The sequence below is a fragment of the Streptococcus penaeicida genome (genome assembly GCF_002887775.1).
Lineage (GTDB): Bacteria > Bacillota > Bacilli > Lactobacillales > Streptococcaceae > Streptococcus > Streptococcus penaeicida.
Map to the genome: position 1 here is coordinate 93,353 of NZ_LOCM01000006.1, position 23,779 is coordinate 117,131.

Annotated in this window: 19 protein-coding genes, 1 tRNA gene and 4 pseudogenes; 21 read left to right on the forward strand and 3 right to left on the reverse strand. The window is 34.8% G+C overall.

The features are described from left to right. Positions 1-8 precede the first annotated feature (8 nt). Positions 9-1,325 carry a glycopolymer--peptidoglycan transferase LytR gene (lytR, locus tag AT575_RS01150; RefSeq protein ID WP_102776789.1) on the forward strand — a complete coding sequence of 439 codons (1,317 nt, stop codon included), beginning with the start codon at positions 9-11 and terminating at the stop codon, positions 1,323-1,325. Positions 1,326-1,363: 38 nt separating this feature from the next. On the opposite strand, the gene AT575_RS01155 is transcribed toward lytR, so the two are convergent. Continuing rightward, the gene (locus AT575_RS01155; RefSeq protein WP_102776790.1) at positions 1,364-1,651 is read right to left on the reverse strand and encodes a chemotaxis protein; all 288 of its coding nucleotides are present in this window, start codon (positions 1,649-1,651) and stop codon (positions 1,364-1,366) included. Continuing rightward, positions 1,648-2,068 (reverse strand): annotated as a pseudogene (locus AT575_RS01160) (HIT family protein). Before AT575_RS01160 ends, AT575_RS01155 begins: the two are co-directional and overlap by 4 nt. Before the next feature lie 497 nt (positions 2,069-2,565). Here AT575_RS01160 and AT575_RS01165 point away from each other — a divergent pair. The 5 genes from AT575_RS01165 (at position 2,566) to AT575_RS01185 (ending at position 5,934) form a co-directional block, all read left to right on the forward strand. Continuing rightward, a complete protein-coding gene (locus tag AT575_RS01165) occupies positions 2,566-3,291 on the forward strand; it encodes an ABC transporter ATP-binding protein (protein ID WP_102776791.1) in 726 nt (241 codons plus the stop codon). Between the two features lie 114 nt (positions 3,292-3,405). Next, on the forward strand, positions 3,406-4,317 hold the full coding sequence (locus AT575_RS01170; protein ID WP_342748312.1) for an ABC transporter permease: 912 nt from the start codon (positions 3,406-3,408) through the stop codon (positions 4,315-4,317). A 68-nt stretch (positions 4,318-4,385) separates the two neighbouring features. After that, a complete protein-coding gene (gene ccrZ / locus AT575_RS01175; protein ID WP_102776792.1) occupies positions 4,386-5,177 on the forward strand; it encodes a cell cycle regulator CcrZ in 792 nt (263 codons plus the stop codon). Further along, positions 5,178-5,813, forward strand: a complete 636-nt coding sequence (gene trmB / locus AT575_RS01180; RefSeq protein ID WP_102776793.1) for a tRNA (guanosine(46)-N7)-methyltransferase TrmB — start codon at positions 5,178-5,180, stop codon at positions 5,811-5,813. Between the two features lie 34 nt (positions 5,814-5,847). After that, positions 5,848-5,934, forward strand: a tRNA-Ser gene (locus tag AT575_RS01185). A gap of 53 nt (positions 5,935-5,987) precedes the next feature. Here the strand turns inward: AT575_RS01185 and AT575_RS01190 are convergent. Further along, positions 5,988-7,793: an LTA synthase family protein gene (locus AT575_RS01190; protein WP_165778628.1), complete on the reverse strand. Its 1,806-nt coding sequence runs from the start codon at positions 7,791-7,793 to the stop codon at positions 5,988-5,990. Positions 7,794-8,691: 898 nt separating this feature from the next. Here AT575_RS01190 and rimP point away from each other — a divergent pair. The 15 genes and pseudogenes from rimP (at position 8,692) to AT575_RS01265 (ending at position 23,705) form a co-directional block, all read left to right on the forward strand. Further along, a complete protein-coding gene (gene rimP, locus AT575_RS01195) occupies positions 8,692-9,174 on the forward strand; it encodes a ribosome maturation factor RimP (RefSeq protein ID WP_102776795.1) in 483 nt (160 codons plus the stop codon). Positions 9,175-9,234: 60 nt separating this feature from the next. After that, positions 9,235-10,380 carry a transcription termination factor NusA gene (gene nusA / locus AT575_RS01200; protein ID WP_102776796.1) on the forward strand — a complete coding sequence of 382 codons (1,146 nt, stop codon included), beginning with the start codon at positions 9,235-9,237 and terminating at the stop codon, positions 10,378-10,380. 15 nt (positions 10,381-10,395) lie between these two features. Continuing rightward, positions 10,396-10,692 (forward strand): RNase P modulator RnpM, encoded by a 297-nt coding sequence (gene rnpM / locus AT575_RS01205; protein WP_071793805.1) that lies wholly within the window; start codon positions 10,396-10,398, stop codon positions 10,690-10,692. Continuing rightward, positions 10,685-10,987, forward strand: coding sequence for a YlxQ-related RNA-binding protein (locus tag AT575_RS01210; RefSeq protein WP_102776797.1), 303 nt, complete (start codon positions 10,685-10,687; stop codon positions 10,985-10,987). The genes rnpM and AT575_RS01210 overlap by 8 nt, the downstream gene beginning before the upstream one ends. 19 nt (positions 10,988-11,006) lie before the next feature. Beyond that, a pseudogene (infB, locus tag AT575_RS01215) lies at positions 11,007-13,869 on the forward strand (translation initiation factor IF-2). Between the two features lie 82 nt (positions 13,870-13,951). After that, complete coding sequence (gene rbfA / locus AT575_RS01220) at positions 13,952-14,311, forward strand: 30S ribosome-binding factor RbfA (RefSeq protein ID WP_102776798.1); 360 nt, start codon at positions 13,952-13,954, stop codon at positions 14,309-14,311. A 184-nt stretch (positions 14,312-14,495) separates the two neighbouring features. Next, positions 14,496-15,221, forward strand: a complete 726-nt coding sequence (locus AT575_RS01225) for a GntR family transcriptional regulator (protein WP_102776799.1) — start codon at positions 14,496-14,498, stop codon at positions 15,219-15,221. Between the two features lie 20 nt (positions 15,222-15,241). Then, a pseudogene (locus AT575_RS01230) lies at positions 15,242-16,419 on the forward strand (SIS domain-containing protein). 1 nt (position 16,420) lies between these two features. Then, complete coding sequence (gene lacD, locus AT575_RS01235) at positions 16,421-17,398, forward strand: tagatose-bisphosphate aldolase (RefSeq protein WP_102776800.1); 978 nt, start codon at positions 16,421-16,423, stop codon at positions 17,396-17,398. Between the two features lie 19 nt (positions 17,399-17,417). Continuing rightward, a complete protein-coding gene (locus tag AT575_RS01240; RefSeq protein WP_102776801.1) occupies positions 17,418-18,326 on the forward strand; it encodes an aldose 1-epimerase family protein in 909 nt (302 codons plus the stop codon). A 164-nt stretch (positions 18,327-18,490) separates the two neighbouring features. Next, positions 18,491-19,323 (forward strand): annotated as a pseudogene (locus AT575_RS01245) (PRD domain-containing protein). Between the two features lie 16 nt (positions 19,324-19,339). After that, positions 19,340-19,648: a PTS lactose/cellobiose transporter subunit IIA gene (locus AT575_RS01250; protein WP_102776802.1), complete on the forward strand. Its 309-nt coding sequence runs from the start codon at positions 19,340-19,342 to the stop codon at positions 19,646-19,648. A 15-nt stretch (positions 19,649-19,663) separates the two neighbouring features. Continuing rightward, a complete protein-coding gene (locus AT575_RS01255; protein ID WP_102776803.1) occupies positions 19,664-21,349 on the forward strand; it encodes a lactose-specific PTS transporter subunit EIIC in 1,686 nt (561 codons plus the stop codon). A gap of 9 nt (positions 21,350-21,358) precedes the next feature. Continuing rightward, on the forward strand, positions 21,359-22,762 hold the full coding sequence (gene lacG, locus AT575_RS01260) for a 6-phospho-beta-galactosidase (RefSeq protein ID WP_102776804.1): 1,404 nt from the start codon (positions 21,359-21,361) through the stop codon (positions 22,760-22,762). Between the two features lie 127 nt (positions 22,763-22,889). Continuing rightward, positions 22,890-23,705: a Cof-type HAD-IIB family hydrolase gene (locus AT575_RS01265; RefSeq protein ID WP_102776805.1), complete on the forward strand. Its 816-nt coding sequence runs from the start codon at positions 22,890-22,892 to the stop codon at positions 23,703-23,705. The last annotated feature ends 74 nt before the right edge of the window (positions 23,706-23,779 follow it).

Consider the following 23,779-nt stretch of genomic DNA (forward strand, 5'->3'; position numbering starts at 1 on the left):
AAAAATACATGAAAATTGGAAAAAAAATATTCTTGATGATTTTAACAATCATCCTAACAACAGTTGTAGCTTTGGGGGTCTATGCCACAAGCGCCTACAATTTTTCTACCAGTGAGCTCGCAAAAACTTTTAAAGATTTTAATACTTCTGGGAAAAAGAGTACTGCTATCAGTCAAACAAAGCCCTTTTCAATTCTTTTAATGGGTGTTGATACAGGTTCATCAGAGCGTAAGTCAAAATGGTCGGGTAATAGTGACTCAATGATTTTAGTAACTATTAATCCGAAAACAAAGAAAACAACCATGACCAGTTTGGAACGGGATATTTTAATGGAATTATCTGGTCCCAAATCAAATGATATGGATGGTGCTGAGGCTAAACTCAATGCTGCCTACGCTGCCGGTGGCGCTCGAATGGCCATTATGACAGTTCAAGATTTGCTCAATATTAAGATTGATAATTATGTTCGCATTAATATGCAAGGATTAATTGATTTAGTTGATGCCGTTGGTGGGATTACTGTAACCAATGAATTTGATTTCCCCATTTCAATTTCAGAAAACGAACCAGAATACCAAGCTAAGGTTCAGCCAGGGATTCATAAGGTCAATGGAGAACAAGCCTTGGTCTATGCTCGTATGCGTTATGACGACCCAGAAGGTGATTATGGTCGGCAAAAACGTCAACGGATTGTTATTCAGAAAGTCATTAAGAAAATTCTAGCTCTCAATAGTGTTAGTTCTTACCGCAAAATTTTGCACGCGGTCAGCAACAACATGCAAACCAATATTGAGATTTCTAGCGATACCATTCCCAACTTACTTGGCTATGCCGATTCTCTTAAAAAAATAAAATCTTATCAATTAAAAGGTGTAGATGCCACCTTGGCTGATGGTGGTTCTTATCAAATTGTAACCGAAGAACACCTACTAGAGGTGCAAAATCGCATTCGTCGTCAATTAGGACTAAGTAAAGTGACGGAATTGAAAACGTCAGCTGTTACTTATGAGGAATTGTATGGCGTAAGTGCTAAAACAAGTAAAAGCAAAGCTTCCAATTCTGGAGAAAATAATAATGATAGTGGTTCAGATAGCCAATATTCAGGCGATTCTAATGGAACCTATTATTCTAATTATGATAATAATATTACCATTATTCCACCAGAAAGTAGTGCACCTGCTGCTTCAAGCCCTGCTGTTGGTTCTAATTCTGGTACTTACTCAGGAAATGGTGATTCGACAACCGTCCCAGTAACACCGACGACTCCAACAGTACCGGTAACACCAGCACCAAGTGCTGAAACTGGAACAGTTACCGCTCCATAAAGAAAAGCAGTGCTATTTTTAGCGCTGCTTTTTGAGTCTTATTTTTGATACTTTTCCATGCGTTCTTTGATTTGATTAATTTTAGGTTGAGTGTCTTGTTTGAAAACTCGAACTTTGTAAGTCAAGTCGTCCCCAATACTTTGAATTTTTTGAATCTCAGTTTGAATCCGATTGAGATTGACTTTGATATTATCTAAATCCATCTGAATCAAATCTTTTTCACTGTTAGCTTCTGCTAGGCCAGATTTAATCTGATCACGTTTCTGATATGCGGTGTAGGCTGCAAAAGAGGTTAACCCCGCCAAGATAAATGCTTTAACTTTCATTCTCCAACCTCCATTTTTATTTTATTCGCCAATTGTGCCAATCTATCAAAGTCAGGTTCATGTGTTGTATATTGAATGGCTATTCCGTCAGTTTCACTATATCGAGGAACCAGGTGGATATGCGCGTGGAAAACGGTCTGACCAGCAATCTCCTCGTTATTGTTGACGATGTTCATGCCAATAGCATTAGTAGCACTCTGTAAAGCTCTAGCCAACTTAGGGAGATGATAGAAAGTTTGACTAGCAGTATCGGCATCCATCTCCAAGACATTACGAACATGTTTCTTAGGAATCAGCAAGCTATGACCAGGAGTCGTTTGTGAAATATCTAAAAAAAGCCAAAACATCGTCGTCTTCATATATTTTTGAAGCTGGAATTTCTCCATTTACAATTTTACAAAAAATACAATCATCCATTTCAATTTTCCTTTTCTTTTTGAGAATAATAGCAGAGCAAAAATCTGACTTTGCAAGGGGCAAGACTAATGACTTCATTAGGACACTTTCTTAAAGTGCCGCCCAATTAGTCCACTACCATAAGCAAGGGAGATCAGAATTGTTATTTTCACTAGTTTTGTCATGGTAAATCTCCTTTGACCTTATTTTACCTTTTTTTTTGCAAGCACTTCAATTAAATAAGATATCTCTCTTAAAAGCTTCAGTTGCAAAAGTTAGTTGCGTAACAAGAACAAGTAACTTGGTAAAAAAATAAAGGCTGAGTTCTCCGAGAATTTACAGGTTGAGCTCAGTTTAATTTTCTGAACTATTATTTTTAGACTAGAAGTCCGAATCAATTACCCAAAAACTTCACCCATCTTCCATTCTTAAAATTCTTGGACCTTCTTCCGATATACTATCTGACAGAGAATTTGTTATAATAGTAAGCATCAAAAGCAATTCTAGAAAGAGTAAAGATGTTAAAAATTGAAAATTTAACAGGAGGTTATCTTAACATTCCTGTATTGAAAGATATTTCTTTTTCCGTTCAAGATGGTCAGCTTGTAGGTTTGATTGGTCTTAATGGAGCTGGTAAATCAACAACCATTAACGAAATCATCGGGCTATTACGGCCATATAAAGGTAAAATTACCATCGATGGCTTATCACTCGATGAAGATATAGCAGCCTATCGTAAAAAGATTGGATTTATTCCTGAAACACCTAGCTTGTATGAAGAATTAACACTAGCTGAACATATTGAAACTGTTGCTATGGCCTATGATATCGACGTCCAAGAAGCCTTCAAAAGAGCTAAACCTTTACTAGAAACCTATCGTTTGTCAGACAGATTAGATTGGTTCCCAAGTCAATTCTCTAAAGGGATGAAACAGAAGGTTATGATCATCTGTGCCTTTATCATCGACCCAAGTCTTTTTATCTTAGACGAACCCTTTTTAGGCCTAGACCCATTAGCAATTTCAGATTTAATTGCCTATCTCGAAGTAGAAAAAGCAAAAGGCAAGTCTATATTAATGAGTACCCATGTCTTGGACTCAGCAGAAAAAATGTGTGATGCTTTTGTTATACTCCATCAGGGACAAATCCGAGCACAAGGAACATTGGCAGAGTTGCGACAAAGTTTTGGGAATAAAGAAGCTAGCTTGAATGATATTTATTTAGCTCTAACTAAAGAGGTATAATATGAAAGAGTTATTCAAGCAACGTCAAAGCGCATTTTTAGCCTTACATCGTAAATATTTACCCTATGTTTTAATGATCATTTTATCCTGGTCTTAATCTTCTTATTAGGCTTTATCCTCTTCCAATATAGCCAAATTCTCAAGCATTTCCCAAAAAATCATATTCCTATTATTCTATTTTTAGTAGCAGTCTACCTGATTTTGTTAGCTATTGGCAAACCAGCAAGCTATCTTGAGCCAGCTGATCGTCATTATTTATTAAGACAAGAAGCTTACATTATTAATCATCTAAAAGAAGCTGCAAAAAGGTCCTTTTTCCTCTGGACTAGTATTAGTCTTGGACTGTTAACCTTACTCTATCCTTTGATGGCCAAACTAGGTTTGGCAATAGTGGCCTTTTTAGCCTTATTAGTCCTGTTTATTTGCCTTAAATGGTTTATCCAGCAAAGAAAGGCTAGCGCTTTACTAGAGGATGGTCGGCTGAAGTGGGACCAAGCTATCGCCTATGAATTAGCACGACAACAAGGAATCCTGAAATTCTATGCTCTCTTTACAAATGTTAAAGGCATCTCAGGAACTTTTAAAGAACGAAAATATCTAAACCCCATTATTAAGGCTTTCCCCAAAAATTCTCAGTATTTATGGACAAACCTCCATTTAAGGGCCTTTTTGAGAGGTTCAGATTACCTGGGATTATTTATCCGCTTAAGTTTGTTGAGCTGCCTGAGTTTGATTTTTATCAAAAATCATTATTTAGCAATAGGCCTTAACTTTGTTTGGACGTATCTCCTGTATTTTCAGCTATTAGCGCTTTACCATTATTATGATTATTTCTATTTAGGCCAATTATACCCAGTAAGTAATAAATTGAAGAAAACAAAACTACTCTATTTTTTGAGATTACTAGCAGGGGTTTCACTAGTTTTACAATTACTCTTTTGCCGTGACATAATCGTCTTGGTTGGGATAGTGGTAACAATCCTCTTTCTAACCTTAGTTATATCCCTTACAAGATTAAGAACATGATTGACTAAGTCAGACAAAACAAGTAAAATAGGAATAAGTGATTTGAAATAGAAAAGGAGGGCGATAGAATGACAGTAACAGATGATGATTTAAGCTTAACGCCCTTACGTGGAAATAGTGGAAAGGCCTACAAAGGCACATACCCAAATGGTGATAACGTTTTTATTAAATTAAATACTACCCCAATCTTACCAGCCTTATCAAAAGAGCAAATTGCTCCACAATTACTCTGGGCGAAACGCTTAGGTAATGGCGATATGATGAGTGCACAAGAGTGGTTAGATGGTCGTATTTTAAGTAAACAAGATATGAATAGTAAACAAATTATTCATATTTTATTACGCTTACATAAGTCAAAACAATTGGTCAACCAACTTTTGCAATTAAACTATAAAATTGAAAACCCATATGATTTAGTTGCTGACTTTGAAAAAAATGCACCATTACAAATTCAACAAAACTCTTACCTGCAAAGTGTTGTTAAGGAGTTGAAAAGAAGCTTACCAGAGTTTCGGACAGAAATTGCAACAATTGTTCATGGTGATATCAAACACAGTAACTGGGTAATCACTACAAGTGGAATGATTTACCTTTGTGACTGGGATTCTGTTAGATTAACGGATCGTATGTATGATGTTGCTTATTTGTTAAGCCACTATATTCCGCGGTCACGTTGGCCAGAATGGTTATCATATTATGGCTATAAAAATAATGATAAGGTCATGAGCAAGATTTTTTGGTATGGTCAACTTTCTTATTTGACACAAATCCTTAGATGTTTTGATAAGCGTGATATGGAACATGTGAATCAGGAAATTTACGCTCTACGTAAATTTAAAGATAGTTTTAGAAAGTTATAAATGCGAGTTCGTAAACGAAAAGGTGCTGAGGAGCACTTGGAAAACAACCCACAATATGTTATATTAGAGCCCGAAACTGCTAAAGGAAAATGGCAGCAAGTTTTTGGAAATCAGAATCCCATTCATATCGAAGTTGGTTCTGGAAAAGGCGGCTTTATTACCGGTATGGCCCGTCAAAATCCACATATCAATTATATTGGTATTGATATTCAATTATCTGTTCTCAGCTATGCATTAGATAAAGTTTTAGAGAGTCAACTACCAAATGTCCGTTTGCTTCGTGTTGATGGTTCAAGCTTAACTAATTATTTTGAAGAAGGTGAAATTGATCTCCTTTATCTTAATTTTTCCGACCCTTGGCCCAAATCAAGACATGAAAAACGCCGTTTAACTTATAAAGACTTTCTAAAAACATATGAAGAGATTTTACCAGAGCATGGTCAAATTCATTTCAAAACGGATAATCGTGGCTTGTTTGAATATAGTTTAGCAAGTTTCTCTCAATACGGAATGACCCTGAAACAAGTTTGGCTGGATTTACATGCCAGTGATTATGAAGGTAACGTCATGACTGAATATGAAACAAAATTTGCTAATAAAGGTCAAGTTATCTACCGGGTAGAAGCACAATTTTAGATGATTAGTGAAGTTGCTAGCAACTTCCTTTTATGGAGAGGTCGCATAGTGGCCGAGTGCGCACGCTTGGAAAGCGTGTAGTCCTTAACGGGGCTCGGGGGTTCGAATCCCCTCCTCTCCTTCATAATGAGAAAAGGCATGAAATCTTCTGATTTCATGCCTTTTCAAATATACTTAATCTTTGGTTGGAATAGAGAAAAAATCAGAATGTTTTTTGATGTGATTCTTTCCAACAGTAATGTCATATTGAATATATTTTAAGTCTTCGGCAGCCTTTTTATCAATGATAAAATCTTCAGATGGTAAGTTTTTTGAAAGTAGTGCATAATAGGGTGATAGTTTGCTCTTTGTACTTTCAAAAAGAAGTGCAGGGAAATCATTTGACCGTACAGTAGGGAAGTTTTGTTTTTCAAAATTCTCCTGATTTGACCAAATGAAATAATCAGTTGCTTTTTTTCGATTGTCACTTGTTTTAAAAAAACTATTTGGGTATAAGCCTGGTAAATGATCGCCATAAAAGACGACTGTAATTGGTTTTTTCATCTGACTTAATTTTTCGAAAAAGTCAGAGGTAGCACGATCTGTCTCAGCAAGTCGATTGGTGTAATCTTGGAGACGTCGATTTTCTACTTCTGAGAAATTTTTACCTTTAATTGCGTAGCTGGCACCGTTAGCATTATAGGGACCATGATTTTGCATGGTTATTGCATAAATAAATTTATTTTCTTTGTCATCTAATTGAATGATGATATTTTGATAGGTAGATTGGTCACTTGGGTATTGACCATATGGTTTGATGGATTTTGGTTTATCATCAGAGCCATCTTTGGCAATGAATTTATTAAAATTTAATTTACCGTAAACAGCAGTTCGATTGTAGTTGTGAGCATTGTCTAAGTGAATGACAATTCGATTCTGGGGTTTATAAAAATGGCTAATAGAGGGCACGAAATCCATATTTGGAAAGATTTCTGAGTTTAAGACAGTTACATTTGAAGAAAAACTGGTCATGTTTAAACCGGTTATGCTTTGGTATTCCATATTAGCAGTACCTCCACCATAACCGTCAGAAATCATCATGCCGCTTGTTGTGTCTTTTTTTAGCTGGTCAATATTTTCTAATGGATTTGTTGAAGACTCTATGCCATCTAAATGAAGTGGGTTTGCTAAACTTTCACTTAAGACATAGATAATAGTTTGATCGTCTATGCTTGATTTTCGCTTTTTATTGATAGCTTCTGAAAGGTCATGATATTTGTGGTAGATGTCTTCAATTTTTTGACGATTGTAGCCTTCGGGCATCTTCATCTTATCTACAGTAAGTGATTTAAGCCAAACATAAGACAAGGATTGAAAGCGCGCATTTGCATTAATGCCTAACCAATTGACATCATAAAAATTATAAACCGATGATAAAATCGGAATACCTGCTGGGAATGGGCTATTAGCATGTTTTTTGATGAAGTTAGCACCACTAAAAAATAGGCTAAAGAATATTAAGATAAATGAAATGTGAGATGTATTTGTTTTGAAAAGTGGACTCCAAAGACATTTTTTATAGGTGAATTTTAAGAAAAGACTTATTATTGCTATAAAAATCACTATTGAAATAATGGCATTAAAAGAAATATAATCTTTGAAAAACTGGATATCCTTTATCCAAATTAAATCGGATACAATAAAAGGTTCTTGGCGAGCTTCGAATTTCATAGCATTTATAAGTGCAAAACTAGCTGCTAATATAAGATTTAAAAGCGTTGCAGGTATATAACGATTAATTATGAGATAAGGTACGATGAAAAGAAAAGTTAAAATAATAATCTGTAAAATAGTAGCTCCGGGTGCGATGAAATAGTGATAGTGACTACCCTTATCAGTAATACCGACTTGAATAAAGTAATTTGCAATAATGGCAATGATGATGCTCGTTGATAGGAGAGAGGATATACCGACTCGGTTTTGCTTAAAGTCCTCTACCATATGGGCAATTAGTAAAGTTATTATAGTGCTTAGGAAATAAAATGTTAATGTGTATTGCCAGACATTATGACTTAGATTAGGAAGCTTAATATTTGAAACGGGCAATAAAGTATTTTCTGATAAGCGCTCTAGAAAGAGAGGGGAGGTCAATGTTAAGAGTGTAAAGGTTTGTCCTAAGGAAATATTTTGGGATAAAATATCATTTTTTAAACTGACTTTTTTTTTAGAAAGGTAATTTTTCTTGCCAGGAGATTTAGACCAATTGCACAGCATATGATAATAGCTAACCATTTTAGCGAGTTGTATTGCCAGAAGTCATTAAATTCTTGCCAGAGAAAGGTAGGATCATTTAAGCGTAATGTCATTTTAAGAAAATAGTGTGTCCCGCAATAAAACAAGTAAGTTACGGCCATTTTCAAAAGATAAGAGAAATCAATGAGCTGATTTATGATTATACTGATACACAAGCACAGAAATAAACGCCATTCGATTGAGATAAAATCAAGTTGACCAATGTGGAGGTTAGCGAAGGCATTGTAGCTTAAAAAATTAGCTAATAAGCCAAAAGATAATAGCAGAATAATTGTTAAATAGAAATCTTTATTATGAAAAATATGTTTTTTTCTCTTTCTTGTTTTTTTAAAATTTTCCAATATATTTATCAAAGTGGATATCCTTCCAGTTTTGTCATCTTACCTATTATAATAAAATTAGTAAATTTAATAAATTATTTGTTTTGACAAAAATCTAATCTTCGTATTTTTGACTTGATTAGTTCTTAGAAAGTGCTATAATAGAAATAACATATACAGAAACGGTGGTGGGAGATATCTCGCCACTTTTGTATTGATATTTTTCCAAACTTGGAATTCCCGAACAGATGTAGAGTAAAGGAGGTATTGTTATCGCAAATCAAACAATCATTGATACTGTTTTTCAAACGGTATCACCAGTTATCCAATCACCATATGAGTTGGTTGATGTAGAATATGAAAAAATGGGCAGTGATTATGTTTTAAGTATTTTGGTTGATAAAGAGGGTGGTATCACTGTTGAAGATACAACTGAGCTAACAGAGATTATTAGTCCCCTTTTAGATAAGATTTCGCCAGATCCTTTCCCTGAACAGTATATGCTGGAAGTTTCTAGTCCTGGCTTAGAGAGACCATTAAAAACTAAGGAAGCAGTTGAAAAAGCAGTTGGTTCTCATGTTAATGTTAGTCTCTATAAAGCTATTGATAAAGTTAAAGTCTTCCAAGGAGATTTGGTTTCTTTTGATGGCGAAACATTAATCATTGATTATTTGGATAAAACACGTCACAAACTTGTTGAAATCCCTTATCAAACTGTTGCAAAAGCCCGTTTGGCAGTTAAACTTTAACCGATTTTTAAGTAAGAAAGGAATTTTGCTTTTGCAAGAAATTGCTGAGCATCACACATTATGAGCAAAGAAATGCTAGAAGCCTTCCGTATTTTGGAAGAAGAAAAACACATTAATAAAGATGACATCATCGAAGCAGTTACTGAATCTTTGAAATCAGCCTATAAACGCCGTTACGGTCAATCAGAGTCTTGTGTGATTGAATTTAATGAAAAAACTGGAGATTTCCAAGTCTATTCTGTTCGTGAGGTTGTCGAAGAAGTTTTTGATAGTCGTTTAGAGATCAGCTTAAGCGATGCCTTAGCGATTAGTTCGGCATACGAGCTTGGCGATAAAATTCGCTTTGAAGAATCAGTAGCAGAATTTGGTCGTGTAGCTGCTCAATCGGCAAAACAAACGATTATGGAAAAAATGCGTCGCCAAATGCGTGAAGTTACCTTTAATGAGTATAAAGAGCATGAAGGTGAAATCATGACTGGTACTGTGGAGCGCTTTGACCAACGTTTTATCTATGTCAACTTAGGGTCACTAGAAGCACAATTATCACATCAGGATCAAATTCCTGGTGAAACTTTCAAGTCACATGACCGCATTGAAGTTTATGTTTACAAAGTTGAAAACAATCCAAAAGGTGTCAATGTTTTTGTAAGTCGTAGCCATCCGGAATTCATCAAACGTATTATGGAACAAGAAATCCCTGAAGTCTTTGATGGAACTGTGGAAATCATGAGTGTTTCTCGTGAGGCAGGAGATCGTACAAAAGTAGCTGTTCGTAGTCATAATCCGAATGTCGATGCAATCGGAACAATCGTTGGTCGTGGTGGAAGTAACATTAAAAAAGTTATCAGTAAATTCCATCCAAAACGTTTCGATGCTAAGACAGGAATTGAAGTACCGGTTGAAGAAAATATCGATGTTATCCAATGGGTAGATGATCCTGCAGAGTTTATCTATAATGCGATTGCACCAGCTGAAGTTGATATGGTACTTTTTGATGACGAAGATATTAAGCGTGCAACTGTTGTTGTTCCAGATAGCAAATTATCATTAGCTATTGGACGTCGTGGTCAAAACGTAAGACTTGCTGCTCATTTAACAGGATATAGAATTGATATTAAATCAGCTAGTGAATATGAAGCTGCGGAAGCTGCTATTGAAACAAGTGAAGTTTTAGAAGAGACAGCAACTTTAAGCGAGGAAGAATAAGAATCGAGGTGTTTTATGCCTAAAGTAAAAAAAATACCTTTACGTAAATCTCTTGTCTCAGGTGAAAGTCTTGATAAAAGAGATTTGCTTCGCATCGTAAAAACGAAAGATGGTCAACTTTTCATAGATCCAACAGGAAAGCAGAATGGTCGAGGGGCTTATATAAAACTCGATAACCAGGAAGCTTTGATGGCTAAGAAGAAACATGTTTTTAACCGTAGTTTTGCTATGGAAGTGCCAGAGAGTTTTTATGATGAGTTGATTGCTTATGTGGATCACAAAGTAAAAAGAAGAGAGTTAGGTCTTGAATAATTTAGAGAGATTGACAAATCTTATTGGCCTAGCGCAGCGTGCTGGAAAAGTTGTATCTGGTGAGGAATTAGTGGTAAAAGCAATTCAAAATCAATCAGTAAACCTAGTTTTTCTAGCAAATGATGCTGGACCAAATGTGACAAAAAAAGTATCAGATAAAAGTAAGTATTATAATGTAGAAGTCTCCACAGTGCTTAGTGCACTGGAATTAAGTTCTGCACTTGGCAAAGCTCGAAAAGTTGTTGCTATTGCAGATGCTGGATTTTCAAAGAAAATGAGGACTCTTATGGAATAGACGAATAGGAGGACACAAATTGTCAAAGAAAAGATTACATGAAATTGCCAAAGAACTTGGTAAAACAAGTAAAGAAGTTGTTGAAAAAGCAAAAGAACTAGGCTTAGATGTCAAAAGTCATGCCTCAAGTGTCGATGAGTCGGCTGCTGGTAAAATTGCATCGAGTTTTTCAACAAAATCAGAAAAACCTATTACTCCAGAAGTAAAAGAAAAACCTAAGACTACCGAAAGCCCTGAAGTTAAAAAAGAAACGTCCGTTAAAGTAACTGAAAAAGTAGCGAGTCCTCTTGTTGAAAAATCAGAGTCTACTGTTGCTGAAAAACCTCAAACGGTGAAACCGAAAAGTCGTAACTTTAAAGCAGAACGAGAAGCTCGTGCTAAAGAACAGGCTGCTCGCCAACAAGCTGGCAACCAGAATCGTCAAAATGACAATCGACCAAACAACCGTCAAAATGGACGTTTTGGAAATCGGAACCAAAATCAAAATGGTGAACGTCGATTTGATAATAAACCTAATCAAAATGGAAATCGTCAGGATAACCGTCAATTTGGTAATCAGGATAATAACCGTAATCAAGGAAATAACCGTCAAAATGATCGCTATCGTGATAATAGACAGTCTCAGGAACGTGGACAATATCAAGCTCCAGCTCCTAAGATTGACTTTAAAGCCAGAGCGGCTGCTTTAAAAGCAGAACAAAATGCAGAGTATACGCGAACTAGAGAACATCAGTTCCGCGAACAAGAAGAAGCTAAACGACAAGCTCAGATTGCTCAAGAACAAGCAAGAATTCAAGCTGAAAAAGAAGCAGCAAATCTTGCTAAAGCAGCAGCTTTGGAAGCAACAAAGGCAAGAGAGTCAGTTGTTACTAAGCCAGTTGTTGAAGCGGCAACAGCAAAACCTGTTGATAAACGTCGTAAGAAAGCTCGTCCTGAAAAAATCACAAGATGAAGAACAAAATCGTGATAATGGACCTAAAAATAAGAAGAGTTGGAATAATCAAAACCAAGTGAGAAATCAAAGAAATAGTAACTGGAACAAAAAACCTAAAAAAGGTAAAAATAATCGGAATAATAATGCCGCTCCAAAACCAGTAACAGAGCGTAAATTCCATGAATTACCTAAAGAATTTGAATATAGTGAAGGGATGACAGTTGCCGATATCGCAAAACGTATCAAACGTGAACCTGCGGAAATCGTTAAGAAACTCTTTATGATGGGAGTCATGGCAACTCAAAACCAATCACTTGATGGCGACACCATTGAATTATTAATGGTTGATTATGGAATTGAAGCTAAAGCGAAAGTTGAAGTCGATGATGCTGATATTGAGCGTTTCTTTGAAGATGAAACTTATCTAAACCCAGAAAATCTTGTAGAACGCGCACCTGTTGTTACCATTATGGGTCACGTTGACCATGGTAAAACAACTTTATTAGATACTTTACGTAACTCTCGTGTCGCTACAGGAGAAGCTGGTGGTATCACTCAGCATATTGGAGCTTATCAAATTGAAGAAGAAGGTAAAAAAATAACCTTCTTAGATACACCGGGGCATGCGGCCTTTACAAGTATGCGTGCGCGTGGAGCATCTGTAACTGATATTACTATTCTGATTGTTGCTGCCGATGATGGTGTAATGCCACAAACCATTGAAGCAATCAATCACTCAAAAGCCGCTCAAGTTCCAATTATTGTAGCTATCAATAAAATTGATAAACCAGGTGCAAACCCTGAACGTGTTATTTCTGAGTTAGCAGAACATGGTATTATCTCGACCGCTTGGGGTGGAGACTGTGAATTTGTTGAAATTTCAGCTAAATTTAACAAAAACATTGATGAATTATTAGAAACAGTTCTATTAGTAGCAGAAGTTGAAGAACTAAAAGCCGATCCTACTGTTCGAGCAATTGGTACAGTTATTGAAGCTCGTTTGGATAAAGGTAAAGGTGCGGTTGCTACCCTTCTTGTTCAACAAGGAACGCTTCATGTTCAAGATCCTATCGTTATTGGTAATACCTTTGGTCGTGTCCGTGCCATGACTAATGACCTAGGTCGTCGTGTAAAATTTGCCTTACCATCAACTCCGGTTTCTATCACTGGTTTGAATGAAACACCAATGGCAGGTGATCACTTTGCTGTTTATGAAGATGAAAAAGCAGCACGTGCTGCTGGTGAAGAACGTGCAAAACGTGCTCTTCTTAAACAACGTCAAAATACACAACGTGTTAGCCTAGATAACCTCTTTGATACCCTAAAAGCTGGCGAAATCAAAACAGTTAACGTTATCATTAAAGCCGATGTTCAAGGTTCCGTTGAAGCTCTTGCAGCCTCGCTTCTTAAAATTGAAGTTGAAGGTGTACGAGTAAATGTTGTTCACTCAGCGGTAGGTGCTATTAATGAGTCCGATGTAACACTAGCGGAAGCATCAAATGCAGTTATCATTGGATTTAATGTTCGTCCGACACCACAAGCACGTCAACAAGCTGACGCTGACGATGTTGAAATTCGTCTTCATAGTATTATCTACAAAGTTATCGAAGAAGTTGAAGAAGCGATGAAAGGTAAATTGGACCCTGTCTTCAAAGAAAAAATTCTTGGTGAAGCTATTGTTCGTGAAACCTTTAAAGTTTCAAAAGTTGGAACTATCGGTGGATTTATGGTTATCAATGGTAAAATCACCCGTGATTCCAGTGTCCGTGTTATCCGTGATAGTGTTGTTGTCTTCGATGGTAAACTAGCAAGTCTTAAACATTATAAAGATGATGTTAAAGAAGTTGGTAATGCTCAAGAAGGTGGTCTAATGATTGAAAATTATAACGACCTGCAAGTTGACGATACGCTTGAAGCCTACATCATGGAAGAAATCGTTAGAAAATAATTCAAAATAAAATAAATTATCATTGATAGAAGCTGGGCTTTCAGCCTGGCTTTTGTCATCACTATTAAGAAAGGAAATTGAAATGGCAAATCATCGTATTGACCGAGTTGGCATGGAAATCAAACGTGAAGTCAATGAGATTTTACAAAAGAAAGTCCGTGATCCACGTGTACAAGGTGTTACAATCACTGAAGTGCAAATGCTGGGCGATTTATCAGCAGCCAAAGTCTATTACACTCTTATGAGTGACTTGGCATCTGATAATCAAAAAGCACAAATTGGTTTAGAAAAAGCTACTGGAACGATTAAACGTGAATTAGGACGCAACCTGACCATGTATAAAATTCCAGACTTAATTTTTGAAAAAGATAATTCTATTGCCTATGGTAATAAAATTGACCAGCTTCTCAAAGATTTAGAAGCAAAAACAAGTGATAAATAAACTAAAAGAGAGTTTCTAACGGAAACTCTCTTTTTTGGTGATTATTAACTAGAAATAGTACAATTCATTATTAATTCTTAAACTAATTTCCTTTTTTTTTTTGAATAAAAATATATTTTTTTAATTGACAGCGCAAAATTAGTATAATATACTTTTAAGTGGTTATAACCAGTAGAGGAAGATTATGAAAAAAGAACAACCACTCTATCAAAAATTAGTTGATCAACTTGAAGTGACAATTAGGAAAGATATGTCGCCTCACGACAAATTATTATCAGAAAGAGAATTGAGCGAAAATTACTCGGTGAGCAGGATAACAGTAAGGCAAGCTCTGAAGGAATTGGAAACACGTGGCTTAATTTACAAAGTTCACGGAAAAGGTACTTATGTTTCAAAATTAAAAGAACCTTTAACCGATTTAAGTTTGGCATATAGTTTTACTGAGCAAATGAAAAAAATTGGCAAGGAACCAAGAACACAAATTCTTTCGTTTGAAAAAGTAGAAATAAAAGATCATCTTGAAAATTTACTAGAAATGGAGTCAGAAAATCAAGCCTTCGAATTAGAAAGGCTTCGTTTAGCTGACGGACAGCCTATGATGTTTGAAAGATCCTACTTACCTTGCTCCATATTTTGTGATTTGACATCAGAAATACTAAAAGAAAAACCACTTTATGATATTTTTTCTGCAGATTATCTTATAAACGTTAGACTTGCTGAAGAGGAATTTTATGCTAGCATAGCTCTTGATTTTGAAGCAAAATTATTAGGCATCAAAAAAGGGGATCCAGTTTTGCATATGATCCGAAAAACTTATAATGAGAAAAATGTTCTAGTTGAACACACGTTTTCTATTGCAAGAGCTGATCAATTCAAATATAGAGTTATTCATCAACCAAATAAATTGTAAACAAATTATAGGAGGTAGAAATGTTTCAATTACCACAAAAAGAACTGGAACAAATGGGAGCAAGCATTACAACCAAAGAAATCATGCAACAGCCAGATTTATGGCAGGAGGCTTATAAGAATTTTTTAGAAAAAGAAGATGACATTTCTTCTTTTTTAAACAAAGTAATTGAAAACGCTGACAGTAAAGTGAAAGTTATCTTTACAGGTGCTGGTACTTCTGAATATGTTGGAAATAGTATTTGTGCCTATCTGCAAAATATGGTAATCGCCAAAATTTTCTTTTCAGTAGTGTTGCAACAACCGATATTGTGTCAGCTCCAAATTACTATTTATTTGAAGAGGATACAGTTATACTAGTTTCCTTTGCAAGAAGTGGGAACAGTCCGGAGAGTGTAGCTTCTGTAAATCTTGCTAATAAGTTAATCAACAATTGCTATCATCTGACAATTACCTGTGCTAAAGATGGTGAGTTAGCTAAGATGGCAAAAAATGATAGTCGAAATTTCTTAATGCTAATGCCAGAACTATCAAATGATGGTGGATTTGCAATGACAAGTAGCTTTACCTGTATGATGTTAACTGCCTTGCTGATTTTCGATCAGGAACACTTAAATGAAAATAAAGCGACATTCGTTACTCAAATGTGTCAAATAGCAAATGATATTATTAATAGAGAATCAGAACTAAAAACATTAATTAATAAACCATTTAATCGGTTGGTTTATTTGGGTTCTGGAAGTTTATCAGGTTTAACTCAAGAGGCGCAATTAAAAATTTTGGAATTGACTGCTGGCGAGATTGCAACAGTTTACGATTCTTCAATGGGATTTAGACATGGTCCAAAATCATTCATCAATAATGATACTTTAGTTTTTGGTTTTGTTAATAATAATACCTATACTCGAAAATATGATTTAGATGTATTAGAAGAAATCGCTGGAGATCAAATTGCAAATTCAACAATTGCAATTAGCCAAAAGGGAGTCGAAAATTTTTCAGGTGCTACTTTTGAATTAAACTCAGAATTACTTTTACCAGATGCCTATCTTGCCTTTCCAATGATATTACTAGCTCAAACAATTGCCTTATTCACATCAATAAAAGTGAATAATTTACCGGATACCCCTTCTAAAACTGGTACAGTTAACCGAGTGGTCAAAGGCGTTAAGATACATGAATACTACAAGGAGGATTAAATTGACATTAACACCAAATAAACGTGCTTATTTAGAAAAACTCAGTCGTCAAGGCATAATCTCCGCCCTAGCATTTGATCAACGTGGTGCCCTAAAACGAATGATGGCAAGCCATCAAACAGAAGAGCCAACTGTTGAACAAATGGAAACTTTAAAAGTAATGGTATCTGAGGAACTGACACCATACGCTTCCTCAATTCTATTAGATCCAGAATATGGAATCCCAGCAATTAAAGTAAAAGACGAAGAAGCAGGACTTTTACTAGCCTATGAAAAAACAGGTTATGATGCTACAACGACTAGCCGCTTACCAGACTGTTTAGTTGAGTGGTCAGTAAAACGGATCAAAGAAGCTGGTGCAGATGCAGTCAAATTCCTACTCTACTATGATGTAGATGGTGATGCTCAAGTTAATCTCCAAAAACAAGCTTATATTGAACGCATTGGTTCAGAATGTCGTGCTGAAGATATTCCATTTTTCTTAGAAATTCTAACCTATGATGAAAATATCACAGACAATTCAAGTATTGCATTTGCCAAAGTTAAAGCTCATAAAGTTAACCAAGCAATGAGAGTATTCTCAGCTGACCGTTTCGGAATTGATGTTTTAAAAGTAGAAGTTCCGGTAAATATGGCATTTGTAGAAGGCTTTGCGGATGGAGAAGTACTTCTAAGTAAAGAAGAAGCAGCCCAAGCCTTTAAAGAACAAGAAGCTTCCAGTCACTTGCCTTATATTTATTTGAGTGCTGGTGTTTCAGCGAAACTTTTCCAAGAGACACTTGTTTTTGCGGCAGAGTCTGGAGCCAAATTTAATGGTGTACTCTGTGGTCGTGCCACATGGTCTGGTTCAGTACCCGTTTATATTAAAAAAGGTGAAGAAGCAGCTCGTCAATGGCTACGGACGGAAGGATTGAAAAATATTGAAGAACTCAACCGAGTTCTAAAACAAACAGCGATACCTTGGACAGATAAAATATAAATAGGGTGGAGTATAACTGATGTCTTTATTTTTAAAGAATGAATACTTAACAATTGAATTTAAAAATTTAGGTGGAGAACTTGCCTCGATAAAAGATAGAGATGGGGTTGAATATCTATGGCAAGGTGATAGTAAGTATTGGAGCGGGCAAGCGCCGGTATTATTTCCAATATGTGGTAGTCTGAGAGAAGATCAAACAATCTATGGTAAAAATGGATCTAATAAAATTTTTGGATGTATGCCAAGACATGGTTTAGTAAGAAAGAAAAATTTTGTTGGGGAAGTAGTTTCCGAAAATACTATCGTTTTTCGGATATTAAGTGATGAAACCATGTTTCAATCTTTTCCCTATAAATTTGAACTTAGTGTCTTTTATCAGTTAGTCGAAAAAACATTAACCATCACATATGAAGTAAAAAATTTAGAAAAATCATATGATTTACCATTTACAATAGGTGCTCATCCAGCTTTTAATTGTCCTCTTTTTCCTAATGAAAAATATGAAGATTATTCTATACTTTTTTCAGATGAAGAATCATGTACAAGTGCAAAAGTTTTTCCAGAAACTGGGTTAGTAGATTTAGAAAATAGGCAACCATTTTTAAAAAATGAAAACAAATTAAATTTAGATTACGAGCTATTCAAAGATGATACAGTTTTGTTAGATCGATTAAAATCTAAAAGTATTACTTTAACTTCAAAAAATCATTCGAAGGAAATTAAAATTAATCTTCTTGATTTTCCAATATTAGTGTTATGGTCTACTGCAAATAAAAGTCCATTTATAGCATTAGAGCCTTGGCTAGGTGTATCAACATCAAAAAATGAAAGTGATTACTTTGAAGAAAAATATAATACACAATTTGCCTCTCCATTCCAAAAGGGATTTGAAGTCAAGTCATATTCCTATCAAATACAAATAAAATAAACATTTTTTGTTTGAAAGGGTTTACATTTCTGTGTTTTTGTTGTAAAATAAACACATAATTAAATAAAGTGGATTGTGACTAATAACAAATTAGGCAAGACCGCAAATAAATTAGGGCGTAGTCTCGATTTATTTGCGGTCTTTTCTTTAGGATGGAGGTAAAAATGTTTCGGCTTATTCGTTCCTTGAACAATAATGCAGCTTTGGTAAAAAACGAACAGAATGAACAAATAGTAGTTATGGGATTAGGAATTACTTTTCAAAAAAAGAAAGGTGATATCATTAACCCGGAGAAAATTGAAAAAGAGTTCGTTATAAAAAATAATGAAACTCGAGAAAATTTTTTGATGCTTTTGAAAGATGTACCGTTAGATTTTATAACGATTACATTTGAGTTAATTGAAACATTAACAAAAAAATATAATTTTACAGTACAGAATTATATTTTCGTGACATTAACTGACCATATGTTTGCTGCATATAAAATGTTGAAATCTGGAAGCTATATTGCCAGTAAATTACCAGACCTGTCAGTAGAATATCCAATTGAAAATAAGATTGCTAAAGAGGCATTGCAGATTTTTCAAAATAAATTAAATGTTACCTTTCCTTCTGATGAAGTTCAACGAATTGCATTGCATTTTATAAATGCAAAAGGTGATGAAACAAATGTTAAAGAAGCACTTTTTCCAAATGAAACAGAGTTATTAAATTTAGTAAAAATTAAATTACAAGAAAAAGGTATTGTCAGAAACGACATTAATAGCAATTATTATGATCGACTTATGATTCATTTAAGTTATTTTTTAAATTCACTGGATAGGTTGATAAATCAAACTATTCTATATTAAATTTAAAAAATCAAATAATGCAAGAATATCCAACAGCTTATAAAATTGGTGAGGAGATATATAATCTCATTTCATTGAAAACTGGTAAAGAATTATTTGAGGGTGAAAAATTATATATAGTATTACACATCCAAAGACTTATATAAGAAAAGAGGAGAAAAAATGAATAAAGAAGAAGTTACAATGCTTGGTTTTGAAATTGTAGCATATGCAGGAGAAGCAAGATCAAAACTATTAGAAGCACTTAATAAGGCTGAAAGTAAAGATTTTGACGAAGCAGAACGATTAATTGTTGAAGCAAATAAAGTGTTGAATTTGGCACATAATAAACAAACTGAGATGTTAAGTAAAGAGGCAGGTGGTGAAGATATTGCAATGGGCTTAATTATGATGCACGGCCAGGATCACCTGATGACAACTATTCTTTTAAAAGATTTAATAAACCACTTAATAAATTTGTATAAAAAATAATAGGAGAGTCTAATTATGAATGCATTAGTTGCACAGATTGAAAAAATGAAACCTTTCTTCGAAAAGGTTTCAAGAAATGTATATTTAAGAGCAATAAAAGATGGTTTTATTGCAGGGATGCCCATAATCATCTTTTCAAGTATTTTTATGTTAATTGCATTTGTTCCCAATATTTGGGGTTTCCATTGGGATCCCAAAATTGAGGCAATGATTGTAAAACCATATTCATATTCAATGGGTATTTTAGGTCTACTTGTTGCTGGAACAACAGCAAAAAACTTAACTGATTCTTTTAATCGGGATATGCCTGCAACCAATCAAATTAATAACATTGCAACTTTAATTACTGCAATTATTGGATTTCTTTTGTTATCTTCTGATCCAATCGAAGGAGGATTTGGTTCAAGTCATTTAGGTACATCAGGCTTACTAGCTGGCTTTATTGCTGCTTTTATTACTGTAAATGTTTATAAATTTTTTATTAAACGTAATATTACAATAAAAATGCCTTCAGAAGTTCCACCTAATATTGCACAAACATTTAAAGATATTTTCCCATTATCAGCTTCAATTTTAATTATGTATGGTATTGACTTGCTAATTAGACAGTTGACTGGTAACAATTTTGCAACTGCAGTTATTGAATTATTCCAACCATTATTTACAGCTGCAGATGGTTATGTTGGTCTTGCAATAATTTATGGTGCAATGGCGATGTTTTGGTTTATTGGTATTCATGGTCCTTCAATTGTTGAACCAGCTGTCTCTGCTATTATGTTGTTAAACATTGATAAAAATATCGCATTAATTGGTGATGGGCATCAAGCAACTCATTTGATAACTCCTGGTTTACAATATTTTGTAGCGACAATGGGTGGTACAGGTGCAACATTAGTAGTTCCATTTATGTTTATGTGGCTAGCTAAGTCAAAACAAAATAAAGCAATTGGTAGAGCTGCTGCAGTACCTACATTCTTCGGTGTTAATGAGCCTATTTTATTCGGTGCACCCTTAGTTTTGAATCCAGTATTCATGATACCATTTATCTTGACACCGATTTTTAACGTTTGGATTTTTAAATTTTTCGTAGAATTCTTAGGAATGAACAGTTTTTCTTATGTACTTCCATGGACAACTCCTGGACCACTAGGATTAGTATTGGGAACTGGTTTTGCTGGTTTATCATTTGTTTTAGCTATTGTATTGATTGTTTTCGATGTATTAATGTATTATCCATTCTTTAAAGTTTATGATAATCAAATTTTAGCACAAGAAAATGAAAAGCATGATGTTCATGACATTAATAAAGTACAACCTGCCAAAATTGAAGATGTTGAACCAGAAAAGGAAGATTTTATTAATGAAACTATTATCAACACTGGAGCTAAAAATGTACTAGTACTTTGTGCTGGTGGTGGAACAAGTGGTCTTTTATCAAATGCTTTGAATAAAGCTGCGAAAGAATATGATGTTAGTATTTCATCGGCAGCTGGTGCATATGGAACACATCAAGATATTTTAAAAGATTATGATTTGGTAATTTTAGCACCACAAGTTGCATCGAATTATGAAGATATCAAAAAAGAAACAGATAAATTAGGAATAAAATTGACAAAAACTGAGGGCATGGAGTACATAAGTTTAACTCGTGATCCAAAAGGTTCTCTTGAATACGTACTGAATCAATTTGATGAAAAGTGAGGTATAGTTATGAAGCAATTACCAAAGGATTTTATTTTTGGAGGAGCAACTGCTGCCTATCAAGCTGAGGGAGCAACAAATGAAGATGGTAAAGGTCCTGTAGCTTGGGATAATTATTTGAAAGAAAATTATTGGTATACTGCAGAACCTGCAAGTGATTTTTATCGTCAATATCCTGTTGATTTAAAATTATGTGAAGAATTTGGAATTAACGGTATCAGAATTTCAATAGCTTGGTCAAGAATTTTTCCAACAGGATTTGGAGAGATTAATCCAAAAGGTGTAGAATACTACCATAATCTATTTAAAGAATGTTCAATTAGAGGTGTAGAACCATTTGTAACATTACATCATTTTGATACACCAGCCTCTCTTCATGAATCAGGAGATTTTCTAAATCGAGATACTATTGATTATTTTGTTGAATATGCTAAATTCTGTTTTAATGAATTTAAAGAAGTGAAGTATTGGACAACATTTAATGAAATTGGTCCTATTGGCTATAGTCAATATCTTGTTGGTAAATTCCCTCCTGGAATTAAGTATGATTTAGGAAAAGTTTTCCAATCTCATCATAATATGATGGTTGCACATGCAAAAGCAGTTAAATATTACAAGGAAATGCATTTTAAAGGCGAAATAGGAATAGTTCATAGTCTTCCAACAAAGTATCCTAAGGATTCTTCGAATGAGGCTGATGTAAGAGCTGCTCAGTTGGATGATGTCATTGATAATAAATTCTTATTAGATGCTACCTATCTAGGTAGATACTCAGAATTTACAATGGAAGCCGTCAACTATATTCTTTCAGTTAATGGTGGAGAATTAGATTTAAGACCTGAGGATTTTGAAGTATTAGATTACTCAAAAAATCTAAATGATTTTCTTGGAATTAATTACTACATGAGTGATTGGCTAGAAAGTTATGATGGAGAAACTGAGATTATTCATAATAGTAGAGGTGAAAAAGGTAGTTCGAAACATCAAATTAAAGGTGTTGGCCGTAGGACATTAGATATTGATGTTCCTCGCTCAGATTGGGATTGGATTATTTATCCTAAGGGATTATATGATCAAATTTTGAGAATACAAAATGATTATCCTAACTATCATAAAATTTATATTACTGAGAATGGTCTAGGATATAAAGATAAATTTGAGAATAATACAGTTAATGATGACGAAAGAATTGATTATGTCAAAAAACATTTAGAAGCTGTTTCTGATGCAATTGAGGATGGGGCAAATGTTAAAGGATATTTCATTTGGTCACTTATGGATGTATTCTCATGGTCAAATGGATATGAGAAAAGATATGGACTTTTTTATGTCGATTTTGACACTCAAATTAGGTATCCTAAAAAGAGTGCATTTTGGTTTAAAGATGTAGCGACTAGTAAAAATATTCTTTAATTATTATTTATTAATCAAAATCCTCACTCCTCAATTCGAGGGGTGGGGATTTTGTGTCATTTCTCCTTTTTTAGAAATTCTGCTAAACTATTATTAGGAACTGTTTGCATCAGAAAGGAAGAATATGATGATAAAACTTATTGCTATCGATTTAGATGGGACTTTATTAAATAGTCAGAAGGTAATTCCACTTGAAAACAAAAAAGCCATAAAAGAGGCGACAGAAGCGGGGATTAAGATTGTGCTTTGTACAGGTCGTCCTTTGTCTGGCACCAAGCCTTATTTTGAGCAACTTGATTTCCAGGAAGATGAATTTCTCATTTTAAATAATGGTTGTAGTCTCCACTCATCTGCTGATTGGCAAGTTTTGCATGCTCATAGTCTTTCCTTTGATGAAGTGGAACATCTCTATGAAAAATCTGCTAATAATCCCGACGTTTATTTGACCTTAACGACGCCTAATCATTATTATGTTATGGAGCCGGAAGTGCCTGCTCTGGTACAGGCGGATGGTGATTTAGTCTTTACTCAGGTTGAGACGGTCACTCTTGATGAGCTTAAGAAGAGTCAGGAATTGGTCCTACAAGCTATGTACATGGGGCAAGCAGGGGCCATGGATTCTTTTGAAGGGTCTTTCCGGTCGGAAATAAGTGAACACTATAGCTTGGTTAGAAGTCAGGATTACATCTTGGAAGCATTACCAAAAGGCATCACTAAGGCTAGCGCTTTACAGGAGTTGGCTGCAGATTTAGGATTTGAACCTGAAGAAATCATGGCTATTGGCGATGCGCCAAACGATAGTGAGATGATTGCCTTTGCTGGGCTTGGCGTTGCTATGGGAAATGCTAGTGAGTCAATCAAGGTCTTGGCAGATCGTGTGACTAAGACCTGTGATCAAGCAGGTGTCGCCCACGCTATTCGTCAATTTGCCTTACACCAATAAGAAAAAAAAGTCCTTCTTTGCTTAGGCCAATGTTTTTAGACATTGGCTTCTTGAAAGAAGGATTATTTTTTTGT

Excerpts from the sequence above, each read along its gene's own strand:
- AT575_RS01155 (WP_102776790.1), bottom strand. The coding sequence starts at position 1,651 with ATGAAAGTTAAAGCATTTATCTTGGCGGGGTTAACCTCTTTTGCAGCC.
- AT575_RS01225 (WP_102776799.1), top strand. The coding sequence starts at position 14,496 with ATGAAAAAAGAACAACCACTCTATCAAAAATTAGTTGATCAACTTGAA.
- AT575_RS01265 (WP_102776805.1), top strand. The coding sequence starts at position 22,890 with ATGATAAAACTTATTGCTATCGATTTAGATGGGACTTTATTAAATAGT.
- trmB (WP_102776793.1), top strand. The coding sequence starts at position 5,178 with ATGCGAGTTCGTAAACGAAAAGGTGCTGAGGAGCACTTGGAAAACAAC.
- AT575_RS01250 (WP_102776802.1), top strand. The coding sequence starts at position 19,340 with ATGAATAAAGAAGAAGTTACAATGCTTGGTTTTGAAATTGTAGCATAT.
- AT575_RS01190 (WP_165778628.1), bottom strand. The coding sequence starts at position 7,793 with ATGGTAGAGGACTTTAAGCAAAACCGAGTCGGTATATCCTCTCTCCTA.
- AT575_RS01165 (WP_102776791.1), top strand. The coding sequence starts at position 2,566 with ATGTTAAAAATTGAAAATTTAACAGGAGGTTATCTTAACATTCCTGTA.
- rnpM (WP_071793805.1), top strand. The coding sequence starts at position 10,396 with ATGCCTAAAGTAAAAAAAATACCTTTACGTAAATCTCTTGTCTCAGGT.
- ccrZ (WP_102776792.1), top strand. The coding sequence starts at position 4,386 with ATGACAGTAACAGATGATGATTTAAGCTTAACGCCCTTACGTGGAAAT.
- AT575_RS01255 (WP_102776803.1), top strand. The coding sequence starts at position 19,664 with ATGAATGCATTAGTTGCACAGATTGAAAAAATGAAACCTTTCTTCGAA.
- lytR (WP_102776789.1), top strand. The coding sequence starts at position 9 with ATGAAAATTGGAAAAAAAATATTCTTGATGATTTTAACAATCATCCTA.
- nusA (WP_102776796.1), top strand. The coding sequence starts at position 9,235 with ATGAGCAAAGAAATGCTAGAAGCCTTCCGTATTTTGGAAGAAGAAAAA.
- rbfA (WP_102776798.1), top strand. The coding sequence starts at position 13,952 with ATGGCAAATCATCGTATTGACCGAGTTGGCATGGAAATCAAACGTGAA.
- AT575_RS01240 (WP_102776801.1), top strand. The coding sequence starts at position 17,418 with ATGTCTTTATTTTTAAAGAATGAATACTTAACAATTGAATTTAAAAAT.
- lacG (WP_102776804.1), top strand. The coding sequence starts at position 21,359 with ATGAAGCAATTACCAAAGGATTTTATTTTTGGAGGAGCAACTGCTGCC.